Source organism: Amycolatopsis sp. FDAARGOS 1241 (genome assembly GCF_016889705.1).
Lineage (GTDB): Bacteria > Actinomycetota > Actinomycetes > Mycobacteriales > Pseudonocardiaceae > Amycolatopsis.
Genome location: NZ_CP069526.1, coordinates 2,404,175 through 2,429,864 on the forward strand (window position 1 = coordinate 2,404,175; position 25,690 = coordinate 2,429,864).

A 25,690-nucleotide genomic window follows, 5' to 3' on the forward strand; every position below is an offset into this window, starting at 1 on the left:
GGCGCACGCAGCCCTGGTCGCCGTCGGCGGGAGGATGGCGCCGGTGGAGGTGGCGGAGTGGCTGATGAGGAGCACGAGCTCGCCGAGCGGATGCAGCTGGCCGGCTGGACTGCGCAGTCCGGAAACGCCGCGGGCGCGGCAGAGAAGGCGGCGGCCGTCGCGGCCGAACGCAGCCTGGTGCTGGGTCCGAACCACCCCGAGACGCTCGGAGCCCGCAGCAACCTCGCCACTTCGACCGGCGCGGCCGGAAACCTCGCCGGGGCCCGGGAACTGTTCGCCGAGCTGCTCGTCGACCAGACGCGCGCGCTCGGCCCGACGCACCGGTACATCCTGATCTGCGGAACCAGCTCGCGCGGCTGACGGGAGAATCCGGGCACGCGACCGAGGCGCGCGAGCTGTGCGCGCTGGTGCGCGCCGACCAGCTCGCAGTCCTGGGGCCTGCCGACGAGGACACCCTGGTCACCCGCGCCGACCTCGCCCACTGGACCGGCCGGGAGGGCGATCACGCGCGAGCTGTGCGTGGATCTGCTCGTGGACCAGGAACGCCGCTTCGGGCCCGAGCACCCCGACACCCCGGCCGGAACTCGTCTACACCGCCGGGGAAGCGGGCGACCACGCCGCCGCACTCACGCTGGGCGAGGCCCTGCTGTCCGACCAGCTCCGGCTGCTCGGCGCCGACGACCCGAGCACGTTGCTGCTGCGCCACAACCTCGCCTCGTACCACGGCGCGCTGGGCCGGCCCGCTCAAGCCGGCGACCTGCTGACCGCCGTCCTGGCCGATCGGCAGCGAGTGCTCGGCCGCGACCACCCCGACACCCTGTGCACGCGCTTCGTGCCCGCCCACTGGCGGGGCGAAGCCGGCGACCCCGCCGGCGCGCGCGACGCCTGCGCCGCACTGCTGTCCCACACCACACGCGTGCTCGGTCCGGAACACCCGACCACCCTCCGCGCCCACGCCGGGCTGGGGACGTGGACCGGCCGAAGCGGTGGCGCCGCCGGGGCCCGAGCCGTCCTGGCGGCACTGATCGACGAACGGACCCCCGGCCTCGGCCCCGCACGCCGGCTGGACCGGCCGCGCCGGCCGCAGCGCCACGGCGCGCGACCTCTACCGCACGCTGCTTGCCGACTGGCTCCGCGTCTTCGGACCGGAGCACGACAACATCTCCGTGCTGCGGAACAACATCGACCACGGGGCTCGGCAAGCCGCCGAAGGCGCGTGACCTGCCCGCTGTGCGCCGGCTGGGCGCAGTCGGCGGACTGAAGCACGGCAACGGTTTCCGTGCCGCCGAGGACGATCGAAGACCGGATCCGTCGAGCGGCGGCCGGTCGGCTTTGTCGGATCGACCGGCTCGGTGTGTGCCGGGGTGGACGCGAGAACATCGTGGTGGTGCGGAAGGCGATCGAGTTCGGCCCGCAAGCGGCAATCCGGCGCAGCGTGAACGCTATCGGTTTCATGCCGGCCTGGCCGGTTCCGTAGCCAGGGGGTGGCACGGCAACGGTTTCCGTGCTGCGAAGACCATCGGGTGCCGAACTCGGTGAGCAGCCGCCGGCGAAGGCGTCACCCGCTCGCGGCCGGCCGGTCGGTGAGCGTCAGCTGGGCCGTCCGTTCCCGGCTGTCCGGGCTGCGCACCGTCACGGTGATCACGTCGCCGGGGGAGCGGCGGCGGAGTTCGCCTACGAAGTCCTCCGGGCGGCGCGTCGGGCGGCCGTCGACAGCGAGGAGGATGTCGCCGGGCTGCAGGCCGGCGGTGGCGGCCGGGCCGGCGGGGACGGTGGCGGTGATGATGACGCCGTCGGTGCTCGGGAGGTGCAGCTGGGTGGCGATCTGGGACGTGATCTGGGCCGGTTCGAGGCCCGCGAAGGCGTGGCGGGCGTGGCCGGTCGTGCGCAGCTGCTCGGCGACGTCCGTGGCGGTCGCGGCGGGGATCGCGAACCCGATGGAGACGGCGCCGGCCTGGGGCGGGATGTAGGCCTCGCTGATGCCGACCACCTCGCCCTGCGCGTCGACCACGGCGCCGCCGCTGTTGCCCGGGCTGATGGCCGCGTCGGTCTGGATCAGGTCGACCAGGGCGTGGGTTTCGGTGGCGCTGCCCGGAATCTCGCGGTGCAGCCCCGACACCACACCGGCCGTGACGCTGTTCTCGAAGCCCAGCGGGCTGCCGATCACGATGGCGAGCTCGCCGATCACCGGCAGCTGCGGCTGCAACCGTGCCGCGGGCAGGCCACGGCGGCCGACCTGCACCAGGGCGAGGTCGGTGTCGACGTCGACCGCCTTGACGGTGCCGGGGTCGCGCCGGCCGTCGGCGAACGCGATCTGCACGGCCGACGCGCCGTGGACGACGTGCTCGTTGGTGAGGATCAGCCCGTCGGCGGTGTAGACGACGCCGCTGCCGTTGCCGCTTCCGGCGAGGACCTTGACGACACTCGGCAGCAACCGCGCGGACACGTCCGGCACGTCGGCCAGGCTGCCGGTGCCCGGCGGGAGCGGTGCCTGCGTGGCCGTCTCGGGTGGGAACGCCGTGGTCGGGTCCGCGGTGCAGGCGGTGGCGAGGAGCAGGGCGGCCAGCACGCCGATGCGGTAACGGCGGGTCGGGCGGGTACCGGTCACGGCGCGCCTTCCTCGGGTGATTCGCGGGGCCAACCACTGTCCGCCCTGGTCGGCCCCGCCGTCTTCCTCCGCAGCAGGTGATCCGTGCGGCTATGACCTGAGTCACAAAGGTTGCTTGTCGAGAACACCCGGCCGGCTCCGTCCCCGGGGCACGACAGCGGCCGGACCACCGGCCGCCCGAGACGAAACGAGGAGCACCATGCAGGCGAACGAGGTCACCGAGGTCCTGAACCGCCCGTACAGCCGGGAGCTGCTGGCCCGCGACCTGACGCGGCTGGCCTACGTCGCGAAGGACGGGACGCCGCGCAACGTGCCGATCGGGTTCACCTGGACCGGCGCGCAGATCGTGATGTGCACGTCGAAGAACGCGCCGAAGCTCCCGTCGCTGCGGGCGAACCCGATGGTCGCGCTGACGATCGACACCGAGATCCACCCACCGAAGATCCTGCTCATCCGCGGCCGTGCCGAACTCGACGTCGTCGACGGCATCCCGGAGGAGTACCTGCAGATGAACGGCTCGTACGGGATGACGGCCGAACAGCGCGTCGAGTGGGAGAAGGAGGTCCGCTCGCTCTACGACGGCATGGTCCGCATTGTGGTGACCCCGACGTGGGCGAAGCTGATCGACTTCGAGACGACCCTGCCGAGCGCGGTCGAGGAGCTGGCGCGCGAACGAGAGGAACGGCGGCGCGCCGGGTGAATCGCCACCGTCGCGGCGGTCTGTGACGGATTCCTGCGGTCGGGGAAGCGCCGACGACACGGCCGGCCTGCGGGGGACCGGCAAACTGGGCGACACCACCGGCCCATTCGGTCACGCGCCGCTTCCCTGAGCCCGTCGCATTTTCCCAGCTCACTCGCGCGCGTGCCGCTGACGTTCGCGGGCGCCCGCATGGACACGCGTGAACCGCAGCTCGCGCGCGCCAGTAGCGGGCGACGTGGCACGCCAGGCGGGCAGTGCGTTGGGGGGTTGCGATCATTGTCACCGTTCTCGCGAGCGCTCCGGCTGGCAGTCTGATCGGGTACTGAGGTTTTGTGCTCACGGCGAGCACCTGCGGCACGGTGACGATCGCCGTGGTCGCGGCCGCCCGCCGCACGTGACCCTCCCGAAAGGACGTTCCATGTCTGCACCTGCCACCCCGTACATCGTCGTCGGCGTCGACGGGTCCGAGGCGTCCGAGCACGCGCTGCGCTGGGCCGAGTTCATGGCCCGCCAGACGGGTTCCGAGTTGCGGGCCGTCATGAGCTGGTCGCCGGTGCTCCCGGGCGGCGGCGTCGCGGTGCTGGGGCCGGACGGCTGGGACCCGGAGGCCGACACCCGCCAGATCCTGGCGAAGACCGTGCGCAAAGTGCTCGGCGAGACCTCGTCGGTGGCCGTCGAGGAACGCGTCGTCGAGGGCGGTGCAGCCAAGTCCCTGCTCGAGGAGAGCGCGGAGGCCCGCATGCTCGTCGTCGGCAGCCGCGGCCGCGGGGGCTTCGCGGGTCTGCTGCTGGGTTCGGTCAGCGCGGTCTGCGCGGCGCACGCGAAGTGCCCGGTGCTGATCATCCACGGGGACACCCCGCTGCCGGGATGAGCCGGCTCTTCGCCGCAGGTGGGCTGGGCCGGACGACCTCGCGTGCACTCGAAAGACCATCCATCGTGGACCAGGGCCAGGCTGCCGCTCCAGCCCCGGGTGCGGGGCGCAGGCCGCCGCGAACGCAAGAAGGACGCCACGTCCTGACGATCGTCCGCCTCAACGGGGCACGGCGGCGAACTTCGCGACCGCTTCCTCGGTCACCGGCGTGAACAGGTTGACCAGGTTGCCGTCCGGATCGCGGAACAGGAAGGCGCGATTGCCCCACGGCATGGTGGTGGGTGGGGTGACCACGTCGGTGAGGTGGGCGCGCAGAAACTCGTGACGTGCGTCCACATCGGCCACGAGGAATTCGAGGATCGCGGAGCGGTTGGCCGCCGGGCCGGCCGAGCCGGGGGCGAAGCGGGCGACCGTGCGGGTGCTGCCGATGGCGAGCGTGGCCGAGGGGAAGCGCACCTCGGCGAAGTCGGGGGTGCTCCGGGTCGCGGGCGTTGCGGTGACGAGTTCGTAGAAGGTGACGAGGCGTTCGACGTCGTCGGTGATCAGGCGGACGGAAGCGAAGTTCACAAAGGGTCCTTTCGTTCGGATCACACCGACGGTACGAGGCATCGAGGTCGGGAAAGGTCCTCATTCGAGGATGAACACCGGCAAAATCCGAACAGACTGCCGGCTTCCGGGCGTCGCGCAAGCGCCCGAGTCGTTCATCCAGGCCGCGCGGCGGAAGGCGGGCGCGTCAGGTCGCGTCTTCGTCGGCCTGCCGCGCCCGCGCCCGGCTCCGCTCGCTGTAGTGGATCGTGAACGTGACCGGCACGACGAACGCGAGGACCTTGATCACGCCCAGCGCGACCGTGGCGTGCGGGGCGCAGCAGGAACGCGCCGGCCGCGGCGGAGACGGTGAAGCTCGCGGCCCAGACCACGGTGATGACCACGTTGACCCGGCGAAAGCGGGGATGGTGCCACACCTGCTGCGGGGGCACGGTGCGGGCGATGCCGAGGGTGAAGGGGTGGCGGACCACCGGTGAGCCCCACGCGGTGAGCGCGGGCCAGGCGTCGGTCAGGGCGCCGACGTAGTCGCGCAGCGGTGAGGCCGGGTCGGCGAAGGCGTAGCCGGACAGGAGTGCGAAGAACACCACCGCGCTCAGTTCGATGATCAACGCGTCCCACGCCTTGCCCCGCGGCGCTCCAGCAGCAGGAGACCACCGGCCAGCACCAGGCCGAGCACGCTCGACCAGCGCCAATCGGCCTGCGTCGAGACGATGGCGAAGCCGATCCACGGGATGAAGTTCTTCAGGTAGTTCACGGCCGGTTCCCTCCCCGGGGCCACGAGCCCTGACGGACCTGTCATAACCGCCGAGCCGGCTGTGCGGCGAGGAGGAGAAAATCAACCGCCCCGATCCTCACCCGGCGCAGCGCGTCGGGCACTGGCGTCGGTTACTACGCTGTCGAGCTGGACCGCTACCGGGTCCGGGCTGAGCTCACGGTGGCGCCATGCGGCTGTGGCGCGGTTCGTCTTTCACGACGCGGGCACCGCGCGGATCAAGGTGGACCTGACCCGTCGCACCAGCGGCGACGGTTCGCACCCGGTGCTGCAGACCGTCCGCCAGGTCGCCGAGCGCACCGGCACGCAGTTCGGGTTCTTCGCCGAGTTCCCGACCGGTGCCCGGGAAGACCCGCTGGTCAGGGCCGGTGTGTCCATTGTGGAGCTGGTCGTGCGCGAACCTCGCGCATGACCAGCCCGGACTTCCGGTGGATATTTAGCGCTGCTTAGCAGATGGAACCCGAGTTGCCAAGATCTAGGAACGCCTGCGCATCTGTTGATACGGTCACCGCCGACATAAGTACGCGATATATGACGGTCCCCTTGTCCGGAAGGTCGACGTATGTGCCAGTTGTGCGGTTCGGAAGTCACGCCCTCGACGGTTTCCCGGCGGACCTTGTTCGCCGCCGCGGCGGGGCTGGCGGTGGCGCCGATGGTGGTGGGCGCCTCGGCCGCGTCGGCGGCGCCGCGGCCGGACGACGGCGCGGACCTCATCCTCCACAATGGACACGTCGTGACCGCGGCGCTGCACGGGCACTCCGCGCAGGCCGTGGCCATCGGCGGCGGGCGGATCCTCGCGACCGGATCATCGAGCCAGGTCCTGCGGCTCGCCGGGCGGCGCACGCGCCGGATCGACCTGCGCGGGCGCACGGTCGTGCCCGGCCTGATCGACAGCCACCTCCACCAGTTCAACTCCGCGCTCGACCGGCCGAACGTGTCGCTGCTGGAGGCGCGCAGCATCACCGATGTCGTCGCGCGCATCGGTGAGCGGGTGGCCGCCAGTGCGGCCGGCGCGTGGGTGCAGGCGCGGTCGGGCTGGCACGAAAGCCTGCTGGCCGAGGGCCGCCTGCCGACCCGCACCGAGCTCGACTCCGTGTCGCCCCAGAACCCGGTGTACATCCCGCGCGGCGGGCACGTCGCCACCGTCAACAGCGCCGCGCTGGCGCTCGCGGGCATCACGCGCGCCACGAAGGACCCGACCGGCGGCGTGATCGTGCGCGACGCGAACGGCGAGCCCACCGGTGTCCTGCTGGAGCGCGCACGCGCGTTGCTCACGTCCGTGCTGCCGCCTCCGCCGTCGGCCGACCAGCAGCGGCAGCAGCTGCTGGACCAGATGGCCGAGCACAACGCGCTCGGCATCACCGGCGTCACGGAGCCCGGCCTCTCGCCCGACCAGATCGACATCTACACCGGCCTCTGGCACGACCACCGGATGACCACCCGGGCGCACCTGCTGTGGCGGATCGCCGCGCTCGCGGACGTGGACGCGGCCGTCGCGGCGTTCAAGCCGCGCACCGGCGACGACATGCTGCGGTTCGACGGCCTGAAGTACCTGTCCGACGGCGGTGTCGAAGGCGGGTTCCTGCGCGATCCGTACCAGCTCGTGCCCGGCGAACAGACCAGCGCGGACTACCACGGCGTGCAGCTGCTGCCGCCCGGCGGCGCCGACGAGCTGACCGAGATGTACCGCCGCGCCGCGCAGCACGGGTTCCAGGTGCAGACGCACGTCGTCGGCGACGCCGCGATGGACTTCATCGTCGGGGTCATGGACACCGTGCACCGCCAAACCCCGCTCGCGCGGCTGCGCTGGGTGCTGATGCACCTGTTCCTGCCCAGCAGCCAGAACATGGCGCGCATGCGCAAGATGGGGCTGCTCGCGAGCGTGCAGGACCACCCCGTGCTGCTCGGCGCCAACCAGGTCAAGTGGTGGGGCGAGGAACGCGGGGCGCGGGCGATCCCGATCCGCGAGATCCTCGACGCCGGCCTCGTCGCGGGCGGCGGCACCGACGCGCCCGTGGTGCCGCCGAACCCGCTGTGGTCGCTGGGCTGGATGGTCACGCGCGAGACGCTCAAGGGCGACGTCCTCGGCCCCGAGCACGCGATCACCGCACGCGAGGCCCTGCACCTCTACACGCTCGGCAGCGCCACGACGCAGTTCGCCGAGCGCACCCTCGGCACGATCGACCGCGGCAAGCTGGCCGACGTCGTCGTGCTCGACGCCGACCCGCTGTCGGTGGATCCCGGTGCCATCAAGGACATCGGCGTCGAGCTGACCGTTGTGGACGGTCGGGTGGTGTACGAAAAGGACTGATCACTGCCCGTCCGGCCAGTTGCGCACGGCCGGCGCGTAGCCCGCGGGCTTGTCGCCCACCTTCGCGCCGGTGCTGACCAGCCAGGACTGGTACTCCGGCGTGAACATGCGGTACACGCCGACCGGCGGCGTCGCGCTCACGCGGTCGAGTTCGGCGCGAATCTCGGCGGGCAGCTCGAAGTCGAGCGCCGCCAGTGTCGAGCCGAGCTGCTCGGCGCTGCTGGCGCCGACGATCGCCGACGCGATGCCGGGCTGCGTGGCGACCCAGTTGATCGCGACCCGCGCCATCGGCACGCCCAGCCGGCCGGCCGCCGTCTCGAGGGTCTTGAGCAGCTGCCACTGCTGTTGCGTCCACGCGTCGCCGTCCTCGGCCAGGCGGCCCTGGCCGGTGACCGTGTCGCCAGAGTTGCGGTACTTGCCGCTCAGGAACCCGCCGCCGAGCGGACTCCACGCGGTGACGCCGAGGCCGAGCTGCTGTGCCGCGGGCACGTGCTCGGTCTCGATGCCGCGCTCGATGAGGGAATACGGCAGCTGGAGGCTGACCATCGGGGTCAGCGAATTCGCGTCCGCGAGGGTCTGCGCGTGCGAGGCGTACCAGGCGGGCACGTCGGACAGGCCCGCGTAGCGGATCTTCCCGGCGGTCACGAGGTCGTCGAACGTGCGCAGGACCTCCTCGACCGGGGTGATGCGGTCCCAGGTGTGCAGCAGGAACAGGTCGACGTAGTCCGTGCGCAGGCGCCGCAACGAGGCCTCCAGCGCGCGGATCAGGTGCTTGCGCCCGTTGCCGCCCGCGTTCGGGTCGCCGGGGTCGACGCTGTTGGTGAACTTGGTGGTCACGACCATCCGGTCGCGGTTGCCCGCCTCGGCCATGAACTGGCCGAGCAGTTCTTCGCTGTGGCCGGCCGTGTAGAAGTCGGCGGTGTCGAGGAAGTTGCCGCCGGCCTCGACGTAGCGCCGGAAGATCGGCCGGGCTTCGTCGGTGGTCTTGCCGTAGGGGGCGTGGAAACCCGCCGTGCCGAAGTTCATGGTCCCGAGCGCGAGCCGGCTGACGCGGAGCCCGGAGCGGCCGAGCAGGTAGTACTGGTCGAAAGTCATGACCCCCACCGTGCTCGGCCAAAAATGGACCCGCAAGTCCAGAGTCGTGCGAAGCCGGACCGGGAGGGCCGCGCCGCCCTCCCGGCCCGGTGTTAGCGGCCCGCGGTGAACGACACCGTGAGACCGCCGAGGCGGGCGGTGTGCGGTCCGCGCGCCAGATTTCGCAGGTCGAACGACAGCTGCGCCGTCCGGTCGGTGCCGAGCGACACCGTCTGCTCGCCGGCGACCGCGCCGTCGAGCCACAGCACGCCCGTGTACGAGCCGGAGCGTTCGCCGACGTTCTTCACCGCCGCGGTGATCCGCGCGTGGCCGTGGGTGTCGGCCGCGAGGTCCGACACGGCGAAGCGCGGTTCGGGGCCCGGCGTGCGGTCGTGGACGAACACGTCGGAGTAGCCGTTCGTGTCCCCGGCGACGAGGTTCGTCGCTTCGCTTTCGAAGGCGACGTACTTGCCGTCGGCGCTGATCGACGGGAAGTCGCTGTACGCGTCGCCCAGCTCGCCGTGCGGGCCGCCGGAGACCTTCTCGGTCGTCTCGGCGCGCAGGTCGCGTACGTAGACGTCGGAGAAGGCGTCGTCGCCGGCGACGAGGTTGGTGGCGAAGCTGAAAAACGCCACGAACGCGCCGTTCGCGCTGATCCGCGGGCTGGCGGAGTACGCGTTCGCGCCGCCGGCCGCGCCCAGCGCCCGCGTCACGAGGGTGTTGGTGTGCGTCTGCCGGTCGTAGACGTACACCTGGAAACCCTCATCGGTGCCGCTGATCGCGTAGGCGACCTTGCGGCCGTCGGCACTGATCGACGGCTGCGTGGCCTCGGCGCCGGCGGGCGCCGGGATCATCTCGGTCGTCCCGGCGCTCCGGTCGCGCACGAAGACATCGCGGTGGGTGTTCGCGGTCCCCGGCACGAGGTTCTCGGCGCCGCTCTCGAACGCCACGAACCGGCCGTCGGCGCTGATGCTCGGCTCGAGCGAATCGCCGTTCGCCGGCGCACCGTCCGCTCCGGCCGACACCAGTTCGGTGCGGCCGCTGACGCGGTCGCGCAGGAACACGTCCTGGCGGCCGTTGGTGTCCCCGGGCACCAGATTGGCGGCGGTGCTCAGGAACACGGCGTAGCGGTCGTCCGCGGTCACGATCGGCTGGCTCGACGACTGGTCCGCCTGCACCCCGCCCGTGCCGACGGAGACCCGCTCGGTCTTACCCGTCTTGCGGTCGTGCACGAACGCGTCGGGCACGCCGTTGGTGTCATCCGGCACGAGGTTCGTCGCCCCGCTGAGGAAACCGACGTAGCGGCCGTCGGGACTGACGGTCGGGCTGATCGCCCACGCGTTCGCGCCCGTCCCGTCGGAGGCGACCGACATCCGCTCGACGATCCCGGTGCGGGCGTCGCGCGCGAAGACGTCGACGTCCTCGTTGGTGTCGCCGGGCACGAGGTCCGGCGCCAAGTCACCGAACGCGATCACCCCGCCGTCGCCGCTGAGCGCGGGCCAGAACGCGTCCGCGTGGACTTCCTGCCCGCTGCCGGACAACGAGACGCGCTGGGTCGCGGCCGGGCGGGGCAACGCGAAGTCCGTGCTGCCGGGGGACTTCTTGCCCGTGACGACGACCTGCCGGGGGTCGGTGGCGGAGATGCCGGGCGCGGACGCGGACACCTGGTACGTGCCCTCGGGGACGTCCCGCACGGTGTAGCGGCCGGTGCGGTCGGCCACGGCGGTGAGCTCGTCCGGGACTCCGAGCACGCGGACGGTGGCGCCGGGTACGGCCGAGCGCGTCGGACCGTAGGTCACGCGGCCCGTGATCGTGCCGCGCGGGGTCGGCTGGAGCGTGATCTCCAGGTCGGCGATCGTGCCGTCGACGACGGTGGCGGTCACGTGCTGGTCGCGGTAGCCGAAGCGGGCCAGCGCGAGGTCGTAGCGGCCCGCGGGCAGGCGCAGCGTGAAGTGCCCGGCGGCGTCGGTCGTGGCCTTGCGGCCGGTCGACGTGACGGTGATCGTGGTGCCGGACAGGGGATCCCGCGTCCGGTCGGCCGTGACCGTGCCGCTGACGCCGCTGGAGAGCGACGCTTCGGCGACGGCCGCGTACGCGTCGATCCGGCCCGCGCCGTAGCGGGTGTTGGGGAGCGCGCCGTAGCGGTCGTCGGAGAACGCGGTGCCCTTGAGGATGTCGAGCGTGTCGTCGACGCTCAGGCCCGGGTTCGCCTGCCGCATCAGGGCGACCGTGCCCGAGACGTGCGGCGTGGCCATCGACGTGCCGCTCAGGCTGCCGTACTCGCCGCCGGGCACGGCCGACGTGACGTCGAGACCGGGCGCGGACAGGTCGGGGACGACGTAGCTCGACGGCCAGGACTCCGGGGCGTTCTGCCAGTCGGTCTTGTGGACGACGCCGCCGCAGGAGAAGTCGGGCACGTCGTCGTCGGCGTCGGTCGCGCCGACGCCCACGGACTCGTAGATGTTGCCCGGGCTGGCCGAACCGCCGGGCCCGCAGTCGTTGCCGATGGCGAAGGCCGGAAACGCGCCGGCGAGGGAGATGTTGCGCGCGGGCTCGACCATCTCGTCGGAATAGCCCTCCTCACCCAGCGACATGCTGACGACGTCGGCCGGCTTCCCGGCGGGCTTGCCGTCGGCGTCGTACGGCGCGATCGCCCACTGCATACCGGCGATGACCTGCGCGAGCGTGCCGGACCCGCCCGGGATCACGAGGCCGGCCATCAGGTCCGCGCCGGGCGCGACGCCGATCTGCGTGCCGGACGCGTCGCCCCCGGCGATCGTGCCGGCGACGTGGGTGCCGTGGTAGGCGCTGTCGTGCGGTGTGGAGTGCACGGGCTTGCCGTCCTCGCCGAATTCGAGCCAGCCGCCGGGGTGTTCGGGATCGGCCGGGTCGTCGGTCACGAGCTTGCCCGCGAGGTCGGGGTGCTCGGCGTCGATGCCGGTGTCGAGGATCGCGACGCGCACGCCCTTGCCGGTCAGCCCGCGCTCCCGCTGCACGCGGTCGGCACCGATCTTCTGCACGCCCCACGTCGCGGTTTCGCCGGCTTGGCGCGCGGCGACCTTCTTGACCGGCGGCTCCGTCGGAGTCGTGAGGGTGAAGTTCGGGATCACGTGGTCGACCAGCGGCAGCGCGGCGACGGAGTCAAGGGTGGCCGGCGTGGCGCGCACGAGGACCATGTTCTTGAGCCAGAACGTGTTCACGACCTGGTCGCCGCGCGCGTCGACGAGGTTCACCACCGGCGCCTGCATGGCGGCGGCCGAATCGGCGAGCTGTTCGCGGGCGCCGGCCCGGGTGAGCCCGGTGCGGTCCTTGAGGACCACGGCGGCTTCGAACCGGGTGTCCGGGCCGGTCCGGGCCGTGGCCATCCGGGTTCTCAGTTCCTGGGCGATCTTCGGCGAGCGGGCCGGGCCGGTGGGCGCGGCCGACGCCGGTGCCGCGGGCAGCGCGCCGAGCGTCCCGGCGGCGACCAGCACCGCGAGGACCAGGCGTTGCCCGCGCGTCCGCAAGGCGGACAGGGACATGGGGAGACTCCTTCGCTCCGTCACCTCTGGCGGGGGAGATGTGGCGGGCGCGTCGGGGTGGGCGCCCGCCACCCGGAAAACGGTGCAGGAGTGATCAGGGGCGTGACAAGCTTGCAGCGTGGCCAGTTCCGGTCACCTGTCGGGTTTCCGACACACTTGGTGGTCCGGACCAGTGGGAGGAACGACGTGCTCGAGGCGATCGGGCTCAGCGGTGACGACGAAGCGGTCTACGACGCGCTCGTCCACCGGACGCAGGCGACGGCCGCCGAGCTGGCGGAAGACTGCCACCGCCCGCCGGCGGGCGTGCGCCGGGCGGTGCAGCGGCTCGTCGACCTCGGGCTCGCGACGCGTTCGGCGGGACGGCCTTCGCGGTTCGTCGTGGTGCCGCCGGACCGCGCGATCGAGGCCGTGTTGCAGGAACGCGAAGCCGCGTTGCGCGACACGCGCCGCCACATCGCGACGCTGACGGCCACGTACCGCGCGAGCACCCGTTTCGCGCACCCGGGTGAGCTGGTGGAGGTGATCTCCGGGCGCGACGAGGTCAACGAGCGGTGGGCGCGGGTGCAGCAGGAGGTCCGGGTGCAGATGCGCGGGTTCGACCGCCCGCCCTACGCCGCGCCGAACGGGCACCAGGAGCCGAATCACGTCGAGCTCGCGCTGCTGGAGCGGGGGGTGCGCTACCGCGTCGTCTACGACAAGAGCGCGCTCGAACTCAGCGGTGTCCTCGACGACATCGCGGTCGGCGTGGGGCACGGTGAGGAGGCCCGGATCGCCGGCGACGTGCCGATGAAGCTCGCGATCGCCGACGACCGCTACGCCATGATCCCCTTGCTGCGTCCCGGGGACGTGGCGCTGACGGCCTCGTACGTGATCCACCCGTCACCGCTGCTGGACGCGCTGATCGCGTTGTTCGAGGCGGTGTGGGCGCGCAGCGTGCCGTTCCAGTCGGGCGCCGCGGACGCCTTGCCGCCCGACGAGGCGCAGCTGCTGGTGCTGCTGGCGTCCGGGCTGACGGACAAGGCGGTCGGGCGCGCGCTCGGCTGGAGCGAACGCACAGTGCAGCGGCACGTCACGAAGCTCATGCGCCGCGTCGGCGCGCGGACGCGGTTCCAGATCGCGATGGAAGCCACGCGGCGGGGCTGGTTGTGACGGCTGCGGGTTCAGTGGCCGTGGTGGTGAGGGTGGTGGTGCTCGCGCCAGGCGCCGCTCCCGGCGCTCGCCGCTGATTTGGCCTGGGACCACTTCAGCTTCGCCAGCTCGGCCGGCGTGAGCTCGACGCGGCGAGCCCAGTGCCGCCCCGAAACGACGACGGCGGACCCGAACACCGCCAGTCCCGCCATCCCCAGCACGGCACTCGCTCCGATGAGCGACACCGCGGCGATCAGCAGCCCCCGGTGCACGTCCTCACGCGCGGGGCCGGTTTGGTGGTTGTTCATGGGTGGCCTCCCTCCTGTCCGGGCACACGCTCGCGGCCTGGCCCCTCGCGCACATCGCCCGGCGAAGGTGAAGCGCGTGGTCGGCGCAGAGAATGACGCAGCCGGGTTGCCTCCGCGTTCGTTTTCCCGAGCCGACGGTCGGGCCCGGGTCGGCGCCCGCGGGATTCGCGGGTTGGCGTTCGTCTCGCGGCCAGGTCAGGCCGGCCGCTCGGCACCTGCCGGCGTGGTGGCACGCAGCTTCGCCGGTGGCGACCTGGATGGTCGGGTTGTGCCGTCTCGGGGTCAGGTGGCTGGGCGTCTCGCACCGGAGCCAGGCCGGTTACCTGCTCCGTACCGGCTCCGAGGTTGGGCCACTCCGGTTTCGTTTCGCCGGCGACCGCGGCCCTCGCGGGATCGGTGTCCGGAAGACGTCCGCGGACGAGGACACCAGCCGCGGGGCGGGCAGTGCTACGCAGACCGGAGGCCGGTGCCCTCCGATCGGCCGCGCCAACCTCGGTCGGCTCGCCGGCGGGACCGGTTCCGGACCGAGTCCGCCCGCGGCGACAGCCGCCTGTCACTGCCGGCGGTCGCCCTCCCGCCTGGTGCCGGGCCGGGGCGACCACCGGACGGTCAGGAGCGGCGCCGTGAGACGCGGCGCGCGGTGCGCCGCGCGGTCCGGCGCGCGACCCTGCGTGATCCGAACATCTTCTGCCTCCTCGAGTGGGTCGGTCTTGACGGATCAGGAAGCGCCGACGGCGGCGGTTTCCTGGGCGTGCAGCTCACGGGCCTCCTCGGCGGTCAGCAGTCCGATGCCGATGAGGTCGAGGGGGCTGATGAAGCCGTCGCTGATGCGGAAGCCGCCGGCGGCCGCGATGGCGTCGCGGAGCGGGACGGCCCAGTGGTGTTCCAGCAGCAGCAGTGCGGCGGCCGAGCCGTTGGGGATCTCCTCGAGCACGTCCCATGCGTCTTCGTCGGAGAAGACCTGGATGTCGTCCGCTGCAGCGGCACCGGCCTCGGCGCCGGCGACGAGGCCCTCTTCCCCCTCGATGCCCAGCCCGATGAGCGCGCCGACCTTGCTGCCGAGTTCGCGGGCTTCGTCGTCGGTGAGGTTGCTCAGGTGCACCACTTCGACCTCGCCGTCGGTGTCCTTGTGGACGGCGAGGGCGTCGATGACCCGGACGGTGTCGCTCTCCCGCAGCCGTTCCAGCTCGTCGATGATGGCGCCGTGGAACTGCGGCTCCGGGAATCCCAATACGATCAGCTGAACTGGTCCGATTGTCATGTGACTCCTTTCCGAGACTTCGGCACCGTCCAGCCTCGGCAACCCGCCCCGCGGCCCGCATCATCCGCCGGGGGTGAGCCGGGTCGACGGGGTCCTTTGTGGACGACGTAACTCCGTGGTCGCGCGGACGTCGGCCGTAGCCGACCGACGCCCGTGAACGCTCGTGCTGTACCTGGTCGCGACCTTCCTGGCGATGGTGGCGCTGGGCCCGGACATGATGTTCGTCCTCGCCTCGGGGGGCGTGGCGGGCCACGGACGGGCCTGATGGCCGTGCTCGGCGTGGCGTCCGGCGAGGTCGTCCACATCACGGCCGCCGCGGTGGGTCTCTCGGCGCTGTTCGCGGACGCGCCGGCGGTGTTCACCGCGTTGCGGCAGGCCGGTGCCGGTTATCTGGCCTACCTCGGCGTCCAAGCCCTGCGCCGTGCCTGGCGTGCGGACCCGCTCTGGTCGCGACGTCCCCGGTCAGCGGCCGCCGCGCTCACCTGCGCGGCGCGGTAACGAACCTGGTGAACCCGAAGACGGTGACGTTCTCCGTCGCGTTCCTGCCGCAGTTCGTCGACCGCGGGCTCGGGCACGTCTGGCTGCAGGTCCTCGTGCTCGGCGTGATCTTCCTGGCGTTCGAGGTGGTGGTGGACAGCACCGTCGGCCTCTGCGCCGGCCCGCCGGCGCCGCGCCCGCCAAGCCGTGGATGCCGGTTCGGGCACGGTCCTGCTCGCCCTCGCCGGGCGGCTGGCGCTCGAGCGTCCCCGACCGGCCGGACAGCAGGCGCCGCAGGTGGTCCACGATGGCGCCGGGATCGAGCTCGCCGGCAAGGAGCCCGAGGTAGCCGTCGGGGCGGACCAGGGCGACGCCGCGGTCGTGGAGCGCGCAGCGGGTGAAGAAGGCATTGGGGTCGAGGACGCCATCGCGCGGCACCGGCGGGTGCGCACGACCGGGCCGAGCCCGGCGAGGACCGGTTCGTCGCGGTGGCCGGTGAGCACGACGGGACCGGGCCGGTCGATTAGCTCGGCAAGCGAGCTGGGCGCGCTGCCGGCGGTGCGGAGGCCAGGTCTGGCGTGTCGGTCGCGCAGCCGCGGGTGCCCGTGGCGCCGGCCGTGGACGAAGGGACTGTCGCGGTAGTCCACCGAGATCTCGGCGATGGCCGAGATCAGCTTGTGCTCGCCGGGCGGCGGGTGACCGAGCAGGAACAGGCCGAGGTCGCGCAGCGCGTTCCGGGCCGGTCCCGGTCAGCGAGCGCGTCGTGCGGCCGGTCTGGCGCACGACGGCGGCGCCGACCGGGGGCCGTTCGGCGTCGCTCGGGTGCACGGTGACCGCGCGGGACTGGCCGCCGGCGCGGTGAGCCGGGTGATCAGCCGCGCGCGGACACCTGGCGCGCCGGCTCGGCGGCGGCGGTCGACCCGACCGGCCCGCCGCCGGAAACCCGCACCGAATCCGGTTCGGTCAGGAGCCGGATCCGGGCGTCAGATCACGGTCGCGCATCATCTCGCATCCCCCTCTTGGTCGGCAACAGGTGTATTCAGGGCGTCGTTGCGGGATTTCCGAGCGTTACGGGTTCTGAAAACAATTTTTGGTGTCCATTGTGGACTCAGGTCGGTTTTTGCCGGATCCGGTGTTTAGGGTCTTCGGCATGGTGTTATCGGTGCGAGAACGTGAAGAATTCCTGGCAGAGCCGCACATCGGGGCGTTGTCGGTGGTCGAGCGGGCCGACCGGGCGCCGCTGGTGGTGCCGATCTGGTACCAGTACTCACCCGGTGGTGTGCTGTGGATCCGCACGTCGCCGGCGTCGCGGAAGGCGCGGGCGATCTCGTCGGCGGGCCGGTTCACCCTGATGGTGCAGCGCATCGCGCCCACGGTCCGCTACGTCTCCGTCGAAGGCCCGGCCACCCTGGGCGGCGTCAGCACCGACGAGCAGTCCCGGGAAATGGTGGCGCGCTATCTGGCCCCGGATGCGGTTTCCGCGTTCCTGGAGTTCGAAAGGCGCGAAATCGGCGAGCACATCGTCATCACGATGCAGCCCGCGCATTGGTTGTCCGCGGACCTGGGCCCGGTTTGATCGCCTCTGGGCGCGGCGGCGGGCGGAATGGCCGCCGGCCACCGCGCCAAAATGGGCACACACGGCCTAACGCAGCGCCGTCACGATCAGCATTGGGGCCGCCGCCGCCCACGCCTGGGGGGACGCCGAGTGCGGGTACCGCACCGGGTCGGAGACCTCGCCGCGTGCGTAGCCGGTCAGCACCTCCGGCAGGCGGTGGCCCGGCTGCCGGGCAGCGGCGGCGGCGAGACCTTCGGCGATCTGCGTCGCTTCGGCCGTGAGCCCGGCGCGGACCAGCCCGGCCACCGCGATCGCCGTGTCGTGGGGCCACACCCCGCCATTGTGGTACGACACGGGGTGGTACGGCGCCTGTCCCGCAGCGAGCGTCCGGATGCCCCAGCCGGAGAAGAAGTCCGGCTCCGCCAAGCGGCGGCCGACTTGACGCGCACGATCTGCCGACAGGATGCCGGACCACAACACGTGCCCGGCGTTCGAGGCGAGCGCGTCGACCTGCCGCCGCCGCCCGTCAAGCGCCAGTGCGACGAAGTCCTCGCGCGGCAGCCAGAAGTCCCGCTCGAAGTCGGCCCGCAGCCGCGCAGCCCGGTCGGTCAACCGGTCGGCATACGCCGGATCGCGCCAGACTTCACGCGCGAGCTGCGCTGTCGACAGCAGGGCCTCGTAGGCGTAACCCTGTGCTTCGCACACCGCGATCGGCCCCTCGGCGAGCTCGCCGTCGGCGAAGCAGATGGAGCGCGCCGAGTCCTTCCAGCACTGGTGCACCAGCCCGGGACCGTCCGTGCGGTACACGAGGTAATCGTGCTCGTCGAGCCCGCCGTACCGGAACATCCAGTCGACGGCGGCGCGCGCCGCGGCCTCGAGTTCGATGGCCACGCCGTCGCCCGCCACGCGGCGGTGCCGGCCCAGCAGCATCAGGAACAGCGGAGTGGCGTCGACGGTTCCGTAGTACCGCCCGTACGGCGTCTGCCCGAACCGGCTCAGCTCACCGCGGCGCACTTCGTGCACGATCTTGCCCGGCTCTTCGACCCGCACCGGGTCGACCACGGTGCCCTGCACACCCGCGAGCGCGCGCAACGTCGCGGCCCCCAACTCCGGCAGGTACGGCAGCACCGACATCGACGTGACCAAGCTGTCCCGCCCGAACAGGGTCAGGAACCACGGCACACCCGCGCCGGGGATGCGCAGATCGGGCCGCCCCGGTGCCGGCACGCGCAGGTCCGCCAGGTCGGCGAGCCCGGCCTCGACAGCGCCCCGCAGCTCCGGCCACTCCGGTCCGGGAACGTCCACACCGGACCTGAACCGCTCGGCGTCGGCCCGGGCGTCCGCCACCACGTCGGCGACAGCGACGGGGGCGCCCGGCCGCTCGGCGGTGCCTTCGCCGGCGAGCACCTCGACCAGCACCGACACCTCACCGTGGGGCGGGAGCTCCAGCGTCCAGCCGATCCGGCCCTCGGTGCGGGAACCGGGAACGGATGACCGCACCACCGTCCACTTGCGGTAGTCGGCGCGCTCGTACCCGAGCGCCACCGAGCCGTCCCCCCGAACCGCCGAGGAAAACGTACCGGGCCGTTCGTACCGGCCGGTCCCGCGCAGCTCGAACTGATCCGCGAAGTCCGCCGCGAACTCGAACGACAGCGTCACCGTGCCGGGCACCGCGAGGTGGCTGCGGACGCGCACCTCCTCCACGAGCCGACCGGCGCCGAGTGCCTGGTCGCGGAACACCGTGTAGGCGGGATCCTCGCTGCGCGGCGTCGCCGGGGTGAGGATCACGCTCGTCGACTGGCGGTCCCGCACCGCGCTCAGCACCCGCGACGAGCCGGTGCCCGCGCTGAACGACCAGTGCGACAGGTGCCGGGTGTCGTCGACGTAGAACCCCTGGGTACCCGCGACGGCGTCGGCCTCCGGTCCGGCGATCAGGAACGTCGTGCCGCGCACGAGCGTGTGGTCGGTCATGCCGCCCGCCCGTCCGCCGCCGGCACCGCGAGCAGGTCGAGCGCGACCGAGGCGGTCCAGCTGAAATCGTCGCTGCCGTGGCCGGCGCCGGTGATCGGGTCGACGTACTCGCGGAACCCGGCCACTCGGATCGCGGCCAGCATGCCGTCGCGCAGCCCGCCGGCGAGGTCTTCGTGCCGGTGGCCGCGCAGACCGTGCCAGATCAGCCAGCCGGTGTTGAACCAGCCCGGCCCCCGCCAGTACCGGGCTCCTTCGAAGTCCGCCGCGGTCAGGTCGTAACTCGGCACCGGGCTGACCTCGCCGAGCCGGAAGTGCTCGCCGCGCGCGGTCTTCAGCAGTTCCTCGACGACGGGGAGGTCCGGCACGACGAGGGGCGCCAAACCACCGACCGTGCGCCTTCGCAGCAATGTCTTCGTGTGCGCGTCGCGGGCGAAGAACAGGCCCTCACCCGGGTCGTAGAGCTCGGCCACGAGCGAGTCGGTCAGCGCGCCGGCACGCCTGCGGTGCGGCGCGGGGTCGGCGCCGATCTCCTCGGCCATCGCGGCGAGCGCAGTTTCCCCGGCCGACAGCAGCGCGTTCGTCAGCGGGTCCTCCACGGCGAACGCGGAACTGGCGAGCGCGTCGGCGAAACCCGCGTCGCGGTAGTCCGCGGCGAGCCGCACGTACCGGCCGTAGTCGAGGTCGGTCGGCCGCTCGCCCGCTCCGGCGTGCCCGAGGTCGCGCCGGACGAACGTGGCGGGTGCGACGGGCGTGATCCGGCTCAACGGCTCGTCCCAGCTCGGGCTGTTGTCCAAACCGGACTCCCACGGGTGGATCACGCACACGAGGCCGTCGCCGCCGAGGTCACGGCGGCCGAGCAGGTACTCGTGCCAGAGCCGAAGGCGCGGGTACAGACGGCGCAGGAAGCCGCGACGTGCCGACGTCACGGGATCGGCGCGGTGCACCTCCCACGCGGCGAGCGCGTGAACCGGCGGCTGCACGAGCCCGGACGTCACGAGGCCGGTCGACGGCTGCCGCACGCCCGGGCCCCAGAAATCCGGCCCGGGGAAGTAGGCGTCCGCGGGTACCGCCGGGTTGAACACGATCTGCGGCACCCGCCCGTCCGCCCACTGGGCACCGAAGAGCGACTCGAGCTCGCGTTGCGCACGGACTGGCGACAGGTGGCGCAACCCCAGCGCGATGAACGCGGAGTCCCAGCTCCACTGGTGCGGGTACAGGCCCTGGGCGGGCACGGTGAACCCGCGGCGCCAGTTGGCGAGCAGGATCCGGCGCGCGCGCCGGGCGAGGTCGTCGGTCATGCGAGCCGTCGCAGGAACGGCGGCACGGAGGCCACCGCGTCCGCGGCTTCCCCGCGCAATCGGCTTTCCAGTGCCAGGTCGCCCGCGTAACCGACGGCGGCGAGCGCGCCGAGCACGGCGGGCCAGTCGAGGTGGCCCGCCCCGGGCTGGAGCCGGTTCGAGTCGCTGACCTGCACGTGGGCGATGTAGCGCGCGAAGCGCACGATCGAGTCCGCGGGGTCGTCCTCTTCGATGTTCATGTGGTAGGTGTCCGCGCCGATCCGCACGGAGTCCAGGCCTACCTCGTCGATCAACGAGGCCGCCTGCTCGAGGCGGTTCACCATGTGGTCCTCGTACCGGTTGAGCGGTTCGAGCAGTAGCAGCACACCCTCGGCTTTCGCGTGCTCGCCCAGTTCGGTCAGGCCCGCGAGCAGCACTTCGCGGTCTTCGGCTTCAGACCGCGGCGGTTCGAAAGGCGGCAGCCGGCGGGAGAACATTCCGTATGACGCCGGCGTCATCGCCCCGACGCCACCGAGCTCGGCGATCACCGACAGCTGCGAGCGCATCTGCTTGATCGCGTCCGCCCGCAGATCGGGGTCGAACGCGGCGAAGAAGTGCAGCATGTCGACGCACACGGTGCGCATCACGACGCCGGTGCGCGCCGCGCGGTGCAGTTCCGGCAGGCGCTGCTGCAAGGCGAAGTCCTTCTTGCCGCGCAGTTCGATGGCGTCGTACCCGGCCGCCGTCGCGAACTCCCACTTGGCTTCGAGGTTGTTGCCGGGCAGCAGCTGTTCCTGGCAGGCGAGTTTCAACATCAGTTCTCCGTGTAGTCGAGGACGACCTGCAAAGCGTCGGCCGGGCGTTCGTCGAGCAGTTCGTAGGCCTGCTGCACCTCGCCGACCTTGACGCGATGGGTGACGAGCCGGACCGGGTCCACCACGCCGTCGGCGGCCAGCCGCAGGAACGTGTGGTTCATCCGGTCCTGATCCCAGCGACCGGCGAGCCGCCACGGGACGCCGCCGATCTGCGAGGCGACGATTTCGACGCGGTTGTGGTGGAACTCCTCACCGAGGCGCAAGCCGGTGCCATCGCCCTGGTAGAAGCCGGCGGCGACCACGCGCCCGCCGATCCCGACCGTGCGGACGGCTTCGTGCAGCGCGCGGTGGGTGCCGCTCAGCTCGATCGCGACGTCCGCGCCGCGGCCGCCGGTCGCCTCCCGAACCTGTTCCGCGGCGCTCGCAGCCGTGACATCCACCGTCTGCACGGCGCCGAACTCCTCGGCGATGGTCAACCGGGACCGGATGGTGTCGCACGCCACGACCCGGCCGCCGTTGAGCGTCGCCAGCCGCGTGGCGAGCAGGCCGATCACGCCCTGGCCGAACACGGCGACGGTCTCGCCGAGGTGCACGTCGGCGCCGAGGACGCCGTTCAGCGCCACCGCCCCGACCCGCGCGAACGACGCTGCGAGCGGTTCGAGACCCGCGGGAACCACGTGGCCGGAGAGCTTGGCCGCCGGGACGACCGCTTCGCTGCGGTGCCCCCAGATCCCCCACACCACGTCGCCGACGGCCGGGGCGCCGGGCGAACCGGCGACATCGGGCGAGACCTCCGTGACCTCGCCGACCTCCGAGTACCCCCAGCCGACGACCGGGTACGTCTGGCTCACGTCGCCTTCGACGAACAGCCGCCGTTGCTCGTCCCACACCCGGGTGAGGTACGGGTTGGTGCCGCGGTAGGCCGTCAGCTCCGTGCCCGCCGAGATGCCCGAGTACAGCGTGCGCACCCGCACCGACCCGGCTCCCAGCTCCTCCGGCCCCGTTTCGGCCACCTCGACCCGGCGAGGGCCTACGAACTGAACCACCGTGCCCACCAGGGCCTCCTCAACCACCTTGTTGATCATTTATGGCTACTCGCCGGGCAGAAGCTACCCCACTTATGCCAAAAAATCTACATAACTTGTCTTGCTTTAACGCGTAACTGGTGCTGTGATCGTCGCCAGGCACGACGCAAAGGAGCACCGATGTCTTCAGCACGAGGGCGAACGAGAGTCCCGGCCCGATCGGCCGCCGCACTGGCGGCCGTGGTGGTGGCCGGCGGCGCGCTGACCGCCTGCGGCTCCGGTTCCGGTGACGGCGGCGACGGCACGCTGACCGTCTGGAGCATGGAAAACCAGTCAGACCGCGTCGCCGCGGCGCAGCGGATCGCGGATCAGTTCACCGCCCAGACCGGCGTGAAGGTGAAGATCGTCGGCCTCGACGAGGACCAGTTCAGCCAGCTGGTCACCTCGGCCGCGGCCGCCGGCAATCTGCCCGACGCGATCGGCGGGCTTTCGCTCACCGGCGTCAACGAGATGGCCGTCAACGACCTCGTCGACACCGATGCCGCGGCCGCGGTGGTGAAGGACCTCGGCGCCGGCACCTTCTCGGGCCGCGCACTGGACATGGACACAAGCGGCGGCAAACAGCTGGCGGTGCCCTCGGACGGCTGGCCGCAGCTGCTGGTCTACCGCAAGGACCTCTTCACCAAGGCCGGCCTGCCGGCGCCCGACTCGTTCGACAAGATCCGCCAGGCGGCGCAGAAATTGAACTCCCGGGACGTCGCCGGCATCTCGATCGCCACCGACCCCGGTGACGCCTTCACCCAGCAGACTTTCGAGGACTTCGCGCTGGGCAACGGCTGCCAGCTCGTGGACCGGACCGGGAAGGTGACCCTCGACAGCCCGGCGTGCGTCAACACCTTCTCCCTCTACAGCGACCTCGTGCACAGCTACTCCGTGCCCGGTGCGCAGAACGTCGACTCCACGCGGGCGACGTACTTCGCGGGCAAGGCCGCGATGACCGTCTGGTCCTCCTACCTGCTGCCCCAGCTGGCCGGGCTCCAGAAGGACGCCGCGCCCAGCTGCCCGCAGTGCCAGGCGGATCCCACGTTCCTCGCGAAGAACACCGGGTTCGTCACCGCCATCAAGGGACCCGACGGCTCGGCCGCGCAGAACTTCGGTGAGCTCGGCTCGTGGGTCATCACGCAAGGCGACCGGGCGGCGAACGCCCAGAAGTTCGTGAGCTACATGCTGGACCAGGGTTACGCCGGCTGGCTCGGGCTGGCGCCGCAGGGCAAGATCCCCGCTCGCACCGGCACCGCGTCGGAGCCCGGCAAGTTCACCAAGGCGTGGTCGGCCCTGCCGGTCGGCACGGACGCCAAGAAGCCGCTCAGCGCCGTGTACCCGGCGGAGGTGATCCAGGCGCTGCAGACGAGCCTGGACAGCTTCCAGCAGTGGGGCATTCCCCAGGGCCAGGGCGGACTGGCCGGTGCCTCACTGGCCGAACTGCCGGTGCCCAAGGCGGTCAGCGCGATGACCGGTGGCACCGTCGACCCCTCCGGCGCGGCGAAGCAGGCGAGCGCCGCGGTCCAGGACATCCAGAAATCACTGAAGTAGGGAAAAGCGGATGACCTCGGCGCACACCGTCCGGAACCGGCCCGCCTCCGCGGAGCCGACCGGCCGGCCCCCACGGCGGCGAGCGCTCACCCTGCGGCAGCAGGAGAGCAGGGCCGGGCTGGTCCTGCTCTCCCCGACGCTGATCATCGTGCTGGTGGTCGTCGTCCTGCCCGTGGTGTGGACGATCGTCCTGGCGTTCCAGCGGCTGCGCCTGGCGACGCTGCAACGCGAAGGCATCTTCGGGCGCTTCACGCTGCAGAACTTCGCGAAGGTGCTCGGTTCCGCGGACATGTGGAGCTCGCTCGTCACCACGCTGGTCTACACCGTCGGCGGGACGGTGCTGTCACTGGCGCTCGGGCTGGTCGCGGCGCTCGCGCTGCGCAAACCGTTCCGCGGCAGGGGGTTACTGCGCAGCGCGATGCTGCTGCCCTACGTCTCGCCGGTCGTGGCGGCCACTTTCGTCTGGGAGATCATGCTCAGCCCCCAGTTCGGTGTGGTGAACGCGTGGGGCAAGAGCGTCTTCGGCTGGGACAAGCCGGTGGCTTTCCTCAGCCAGCAGACCTCGACGCTCTCGCTCTTCGGCTGGCACGTGCACGTGCCGCTGGCGCTGCTGGTGGTGATCGCGTTCGAAGGCTGGCGCTACTTCCCCTTCACGTTCCTGTTCCTCATGGCGCGGCTGCAGGCCGTACCCGGGGAGCTGGAGGAGGCCGCGCTGGTCGACGGCGCCACCCCGACGCAGCGCTTCCGGCACATCCTGCTGCCACAGCTGTACCCGGTGCTCGCGCTGCTTTCGGTGCTGCGGTTCATCCTCACGTTCAACAAGTTCGACGACGTCTACCTGCTCACCGGCGGCGGGGCCGGCACGGACGTGCTGAGCGTGCGGGTCTACGACTTCCTCACCGCCCAGTTCGACATCGGCGGCGCGGCCGCGCAGGCGCTGGTGCTCGCGGTGGTGCTGGTCGTGTTCCTGGCCGTCTACCTGAAGTTCTTCGCCCCGGAGGATCGCGCGTGAACCGGATGACCTTCGAAACCCGCCTGTTCGGGGTGCTCCGCTGGGTCACGATCGTGCTGTTCGCGATCGCGACGCTGTTCCCCTTCTACTACATGGCCCTGCTTTCGGTGCGCTCCCAGGACTCGCTGCTGCAGCACCCCGGCGACATCCTGCCGAAGCTCTCGGACTTCACCGTCTCCACCTACACCACGGTGCTCGAGTCCGTGGCCGACGGAGGCGATGGACTGCTGAGCCTGCTCGGCAATTCGGCTCTGGTCGCGGTCGGCACGGTGCTCGTCACGCTGGCCCTGTCGCTGCCGGGTGCGTATGCGGCCAGCCGGCTGCGCTTCGCGGGGCGCAAGCAGGTGCACTTCCTGTTCTTGGCGGTCTACCTGTTTCCGTCTATCCTTCTGGCGATCCCGCTGTTCGTCGTGTTCAGCAAGGCGGGCCTGCGCGACTCTCTGGTGGGGCTCCTGGTGGTGTACGTGGCTCAGGCGCTGCCGGTGTCGATCTACATGCTGCGCAACTACCTCACCACGATCCCGGAGAGCATCGAGGAAGCGGCCGCGATCGACGGCAACGGCCGGCTGGGCACGATGTGGCGGGTGACGCTGCCGCTGGCGGCGCCGTCGATCGTCGCCACTGGTCTGTACGTGTTCATGATCGCGTGGAACGAGTTCCTCTTCGCGCTGCTGTTCCTCGTCGAGGACCGCTCGAAGTGGACGGTGTCGCTGGGGCTGTCCCAGCTGGCGGGCGGGCTCGAAGTGCCGAAGACGGTGCTGATGGCCGGGTCGGTCGTGCTGACGATCCCGATCGTGATCCTGTTCTTCGCGGCGGAGCGGCTGCTGTCCGAGGGGCTCACCACGGGCGCGGAAAAGGGGTAGGA

At 71.7% G+C, this 25,690-nt stretch carries 25 protein-coding genes and 1 pseudogene; 14 read left to right on the forward strand and 12 right to left on the reverse strand.

Annotated elements, in window-relative coordinates; all coding sequences use genetic code 11:
• Window positions 1–57 precede the first annotated feature (57 nt).
• Complete coding sequence (locus I6J71_RS11910; RefSeq protein ID WP_204094772.1) at window positions 58–360, forward strand: tetratricopeptide repeat protein; 303 nt, start codon at window positions 58–60, stop codon at window positions 358–360.
• A gap of 37 nt (window positions 361–397) precedes the next feature.
• Complete coding sequence (locus I6J71_RS50575) at window positions 398–1,261, forward strand: tetratricopeptide repeat protein (protein ID WP_370542121.1); 864 nt, start codon at window positions 398–400, stop codon at window positions 1,259–1,261.
• Between the two features lie 297 nt (window positions 1,262–1,558).
• Here the strand turns inward: I6J71_RS50575 and I6J71_RS11920 are convergent, their stop codons facing one another.
• Window positions 1,559–2,608: a S1C family serine protease gene (locus tag I6J71_RS11920; protein WP_239154691.1), complete on the reverse strand. Its 1,050-nt coding sequence runs from the start codon at window positions 2,606–2,608 to the stop codon at window positions 1,559–1,561.
• A 199-nt stretch (window positions 2,609–2,807) separates the two neighbouring features.
• Here I6J71_RS11920 and I6J71_RS11925 point away from each other — a divergent pair, with 199 nt between their 5' ends.
• Together I6J71_RS11925 and I6J71_RS11930 are read left to right on the forward strand one after the other, a co-directional pair.
• Window positions 2,808–3,308, forward strand: coding sequence for a pyridoxamine 5'-phosphate oxidase family protein (locus I6J71_RS11925; protein ID WP_204094774.1), 501 nt, complete (start codon window positions 2,808–2,810; stop codon window positions 3,306–3,308).
• Window positions 3,309–3,726: 418 nt separating this feature from the next.
• Window positions 3,727–4,179, forward strand: coding sequence for a universal stress protein (locus I6J71_RS11930; RefSeq protein ID WP_204094775.1), 453 nt, complete (start codon window positions 3,727–3,729; stop codon window positions 4,177–4,179).
• Between the two features lie 159 nt (window positions 4,180–4,338).
• Here the strand turns inward: I6J71_RS11930 and I6J71_RS11935 are convergent, their stop codons facing one another.
• The 3 genes from I6J71_RS11935 to I6J71_RS47990 form a co-directional block, all read right to left on the reverse strand.
• Complete coding sequence (locus I6J71_RS11935; RefSeq protein WP_204094776.1) at window positions 4,339–4,746, reverse strand: glyoxalase/bleomycin resistance/extradiol dioxygenase family protein; 408 nt, start codon at window positions 4,744–4,746, stop codon at window positions 4,339–4,341.
• A gap of 134 nt (window positions 4,747–4,880) precedes the next feature.
• On the reverse strand, window positions 4,881–5,333 hold the full coding sequence (locus tag I6J71_RS11940) for a hypothetical protein (RefSeq protein ID WP_239154693.1): 453 nt from the start codon (window positions 5,331–5,333) through the stop codon (window positions 4,881–4,883).
• The gene (locus I6J71_RS47990; protein WP_239154696.1) at window positions 5,330–5,479 is read right to left on the reverse strand and encodes a hypothetical protein; all 150 of its coding nucleotides are present in this window, start codon (window positions 5,477–5,479) and stop codon (window positions 5,330–5,332) included. The genes I6J71_RS11940 and I6J71_RS47990 overlap by 4 nt, the downstream gene beginning before the upstream one ends.
• Before the next feature lie 196 nt (window positions 5,480–5,675).
• Between I6J71_RS47990 and I6J71_RS11945 the strand changes: the two genes are divergently transcribed.
• On the forward strand, window positions 5,676–5,909 hold the full coding sequence (locus I6J71_RS11945; RefSeq protein WP_204094777.1) for a hypothetical protein: 234 nt from the start codon (window positions 5,676–5,678) through the stop codon (window positions 5,907–5,909).
• Window positions 5,910–6,059: 150 nt separating this feature from the next.
• Entirely contained in the window at window positions 6,060–7,808 is a 1,749-nt protein-coding gene (locus I6J71_RS11950; RefSeq protein WP_204094778.1) for an amidohydrolase, read from the forward strand.
• Here I6J71_RS11950 and I6J71_RS11955 read toward each other — a convergent pair whose 3' ends face one another.
• Window positions 7,809–8,903, reverse strand: a complete 1,095-nt coding sequence (locus I6J71_RS11955) for an aldo/keto reductase (RefSeq protein WP_204094779.1) — start codon at window positions 8,901–8,903, stop codon at window positions 7,809–7,811.
• Between the two features lie 92 nt (window positions 8,904–8,995).
• Window positions 8,996–12,403 carry a S8 family serine peptidase gene (locus I6J71_RS11960; protein WP_204094780.1) on the reverse strand — a complete coding sequence of 1,136 codons (3,408 nt, stop codon included), beginning with the start codon at window positions 12,401–12,403 and terminating at the stop codon, window positions 8,996–8,998.
• Window positions 12,404–12,589: 186 nt separating this feature from the next.
• Between I6J71_RS11960 and I6J71_RS11965 the strand changes: the two genes are divergently transcribed.
• Window positions 12,590–13,552, forward strand: a complete 963-nt coding sequence (locus tag I6J71_RS11965) for a LuxR family transcriptional regulator (RefSeq protein WP_204094781.1) — start codon at window positions 12,590–12,592, stop codon at window positions 13,550–13,552.
• A gap of 11 nt (window positions 13,553–13,563) precedes the next feature.
• On the opposite strand, the gene I6J71_RS11970 is transcribed toward I6J71_RS11965, so the two are convergent.
• Complete coding sequence (locus tag I6J71_RS11970) at window positions 13,564–13,839, reverse strand: hypothetical protein (RefSeq protein ID WP_204094782.1); 276 nt, start codon at window positions 13,837–13,839, stop codon at window positions 13,564–13,566.
• A 718-nt stretch (window positions 13,840–14,557) separates the two neighbouring features.
• Window positions 14,558–15,100 carry a DUF6325 family protein gene (locus I6J71_RS11975; protein WP_204094783.1) on the reverse strand — a complete coding sequence of 181 codons (543 nt, stop codon included), beginning with the start codon at window positions 15,098–15,100 and terminating at the stop codon, window positions 14,558–14,560.
• Between the two features lie 264 nt (window positions 15,101–15,364).
• Between I6J71_RS11975 and I6J71_RS47995 the strand changes: the two genes are divergently transcribed.
• The 4 genes and pseudogenes from I6J71_RS47995 to I6J71_RS11985 all read left to right on the forward strand — a co-directional run bounded on the left by I6J71_RS47995 (window position 15,365) and on the right by I6J71_RS11985 (window position 17,153).
• Window positions 15,365–15,598 carry a LysE family translocator gene (locus tag I6J71_RS47995; protein ID WP_239154698.1) on the forward strand — a complete coding sequence of 78 codons (234 nt, stop codon included), beginning with the start codon at window positions 15,365–15,367 and terminating at the stop codon, window positions 15,596–15,598.
• 23 nt (window positions 15,599–15,621) lie between these two features.
• Window positions 15,622–15,705, forward strand: a pseudogene (locus I6J71_RS50580) (LysE family translocator); the annotation flags it as partial.
• A gap of 79 nt (window positions 15,706–15,784) precedes the next feature.
• Window positions 15,785–16,219 (forward strand): hypothetical protein, encoded by a 435-nt coding sequence (locus I6J71_RS48000; protein ID WP_239154700.1) that lies wholly within the window; start codon window positions 15,785–15,787, stop codon window positions 16,217–16,219.
• Window positions 16,220–16,697: 478 nt separating this feature from the next.
• Complete coding sequence (locus I6J71_RS11985; protein WP_370542122.1) at window positions 16,698–17,153, forward strand: pyridoxamine 5'-phosphate oxidase family protein; 456 nt, start codon at window positions 16,698–16,700, stop codon at window positions 17,151–17,153.
• 66 nt (window positions 17,154–17,219) lie between these two features.
• Here I6J71_RS11985 and I6J71_RS11990 read toward each other — a convergent pair whose 3' ends face one another.
• The 4 genes from I6J71_RS11990 to I6J71_RS12005 are packed head-to-tail and all read right to left on the reverse strand — an operon-like array spanning window position 17,220 to window position 22,250.
• Window positions 17,220–19,103: a glycogen debranching N-terminal domain-containing protein gene (locus I6J71_RS11990; RefSeq protein ID WP_204094784.1), complete on the reverse strand. Its 1,884-nt coding sequence runs from the start codon at window positions 19,101–19,103 to the stop codon at window positions 17,220–17,222.
• Window positions 19,100–20,401 carry a hypothetical protein gene (locus I6J71_RS11995; protein WP_239154702.1) on the reverse strand — a complete coding sequence of 434 codons (1,302 nt, stop codon included), beginning with the start codon at window positions 20,399–20,401 and terminating at the stop codon, window positions 19,100–19,102. Before I6J71_RS11995 ends, I6J71_RS11990 begins: the two co-directional genes overlap by 4 nt.
• Window positions 20,398–21,195 carry a sugar phosphate isomerase/epimerase family protein gene (locus I6J71_RS12000; RefSeq protein ID WP_204094785.1) on the reverse strand — a complete coding sequence of 266 codons (798 nt, stop codon included), beginning with the start codon at window positions 21,193–21,195 and terminating at the stop codon, window positions 20,398–20,400. The genes I6J71_RS11995 and I6J71_RS12000 overlap by 4 nt, the downstream gene beginning before the upstream one ends.
• Window positions 21,195–22,250: a zinc-binding alcohol dehydrogenase gene (locus tag I6J71_RS12005; RefSeq protein ID WP_204094786.1), complete on the reverse strand. Its 1,056-nt coding sequence runs from the start codon at window positions 22,248–22,250 to the stop codon at window positions 21,195–21,197. The genes I6J71_RS12000 and I6J71_RS12005 overlap by 1 nt, the downstream gene beginning before the upstream one ends.
• 150 nt (window positions 22,251–22,400) lie before the next feature.
• On the opposite strand from I6J71_RS12005, the gene I6J71_RS12010 reads away from it, so the two are divergent.
• The 3 genes from I6J71_RS12010 to I6J71_RS12020 are packed head-to-tail and all read left to right on the forward strand — an operon-like array spanning window position 22,401 to window position 25,688.
• Entirely contained in the window at window positions 22,401–23,813 is a 1,413-nt protein-coding gene (locus I6J71_RS12010; protein WP_204094787.1) for an extracellular solute-binding protein, read from the forward strand.
• Between the two features lie 10 nt (window positions 23,814–23,823).
• Window positions 23,824–24,825, forward strand: a complete 1,002-nt coding sequence (locus I6J71_RS12015) for a carbohydrate ABC transporter permease (RefSeq protein ID WP_204094788.1) — start codon at window positions 23,824–23,826, stop codon at window positions 24,823–24,825.
• 5 nt (window positions 24,826–24,830) lie between these two features.
• Window positions 24,831–25,688 (forward strand): carbohydrate ABC transporter permease, encoded by an 858-nt coding sequence (locus tag I6J71_RS12020; protein WP_239155332.1) that lies wholly within the window; start codon window positions 24,831–24,833, stop codon window positions 25,686–25,688.
• Window positions 25,689–25,690 lie beyond the last annotated feature (2 nt).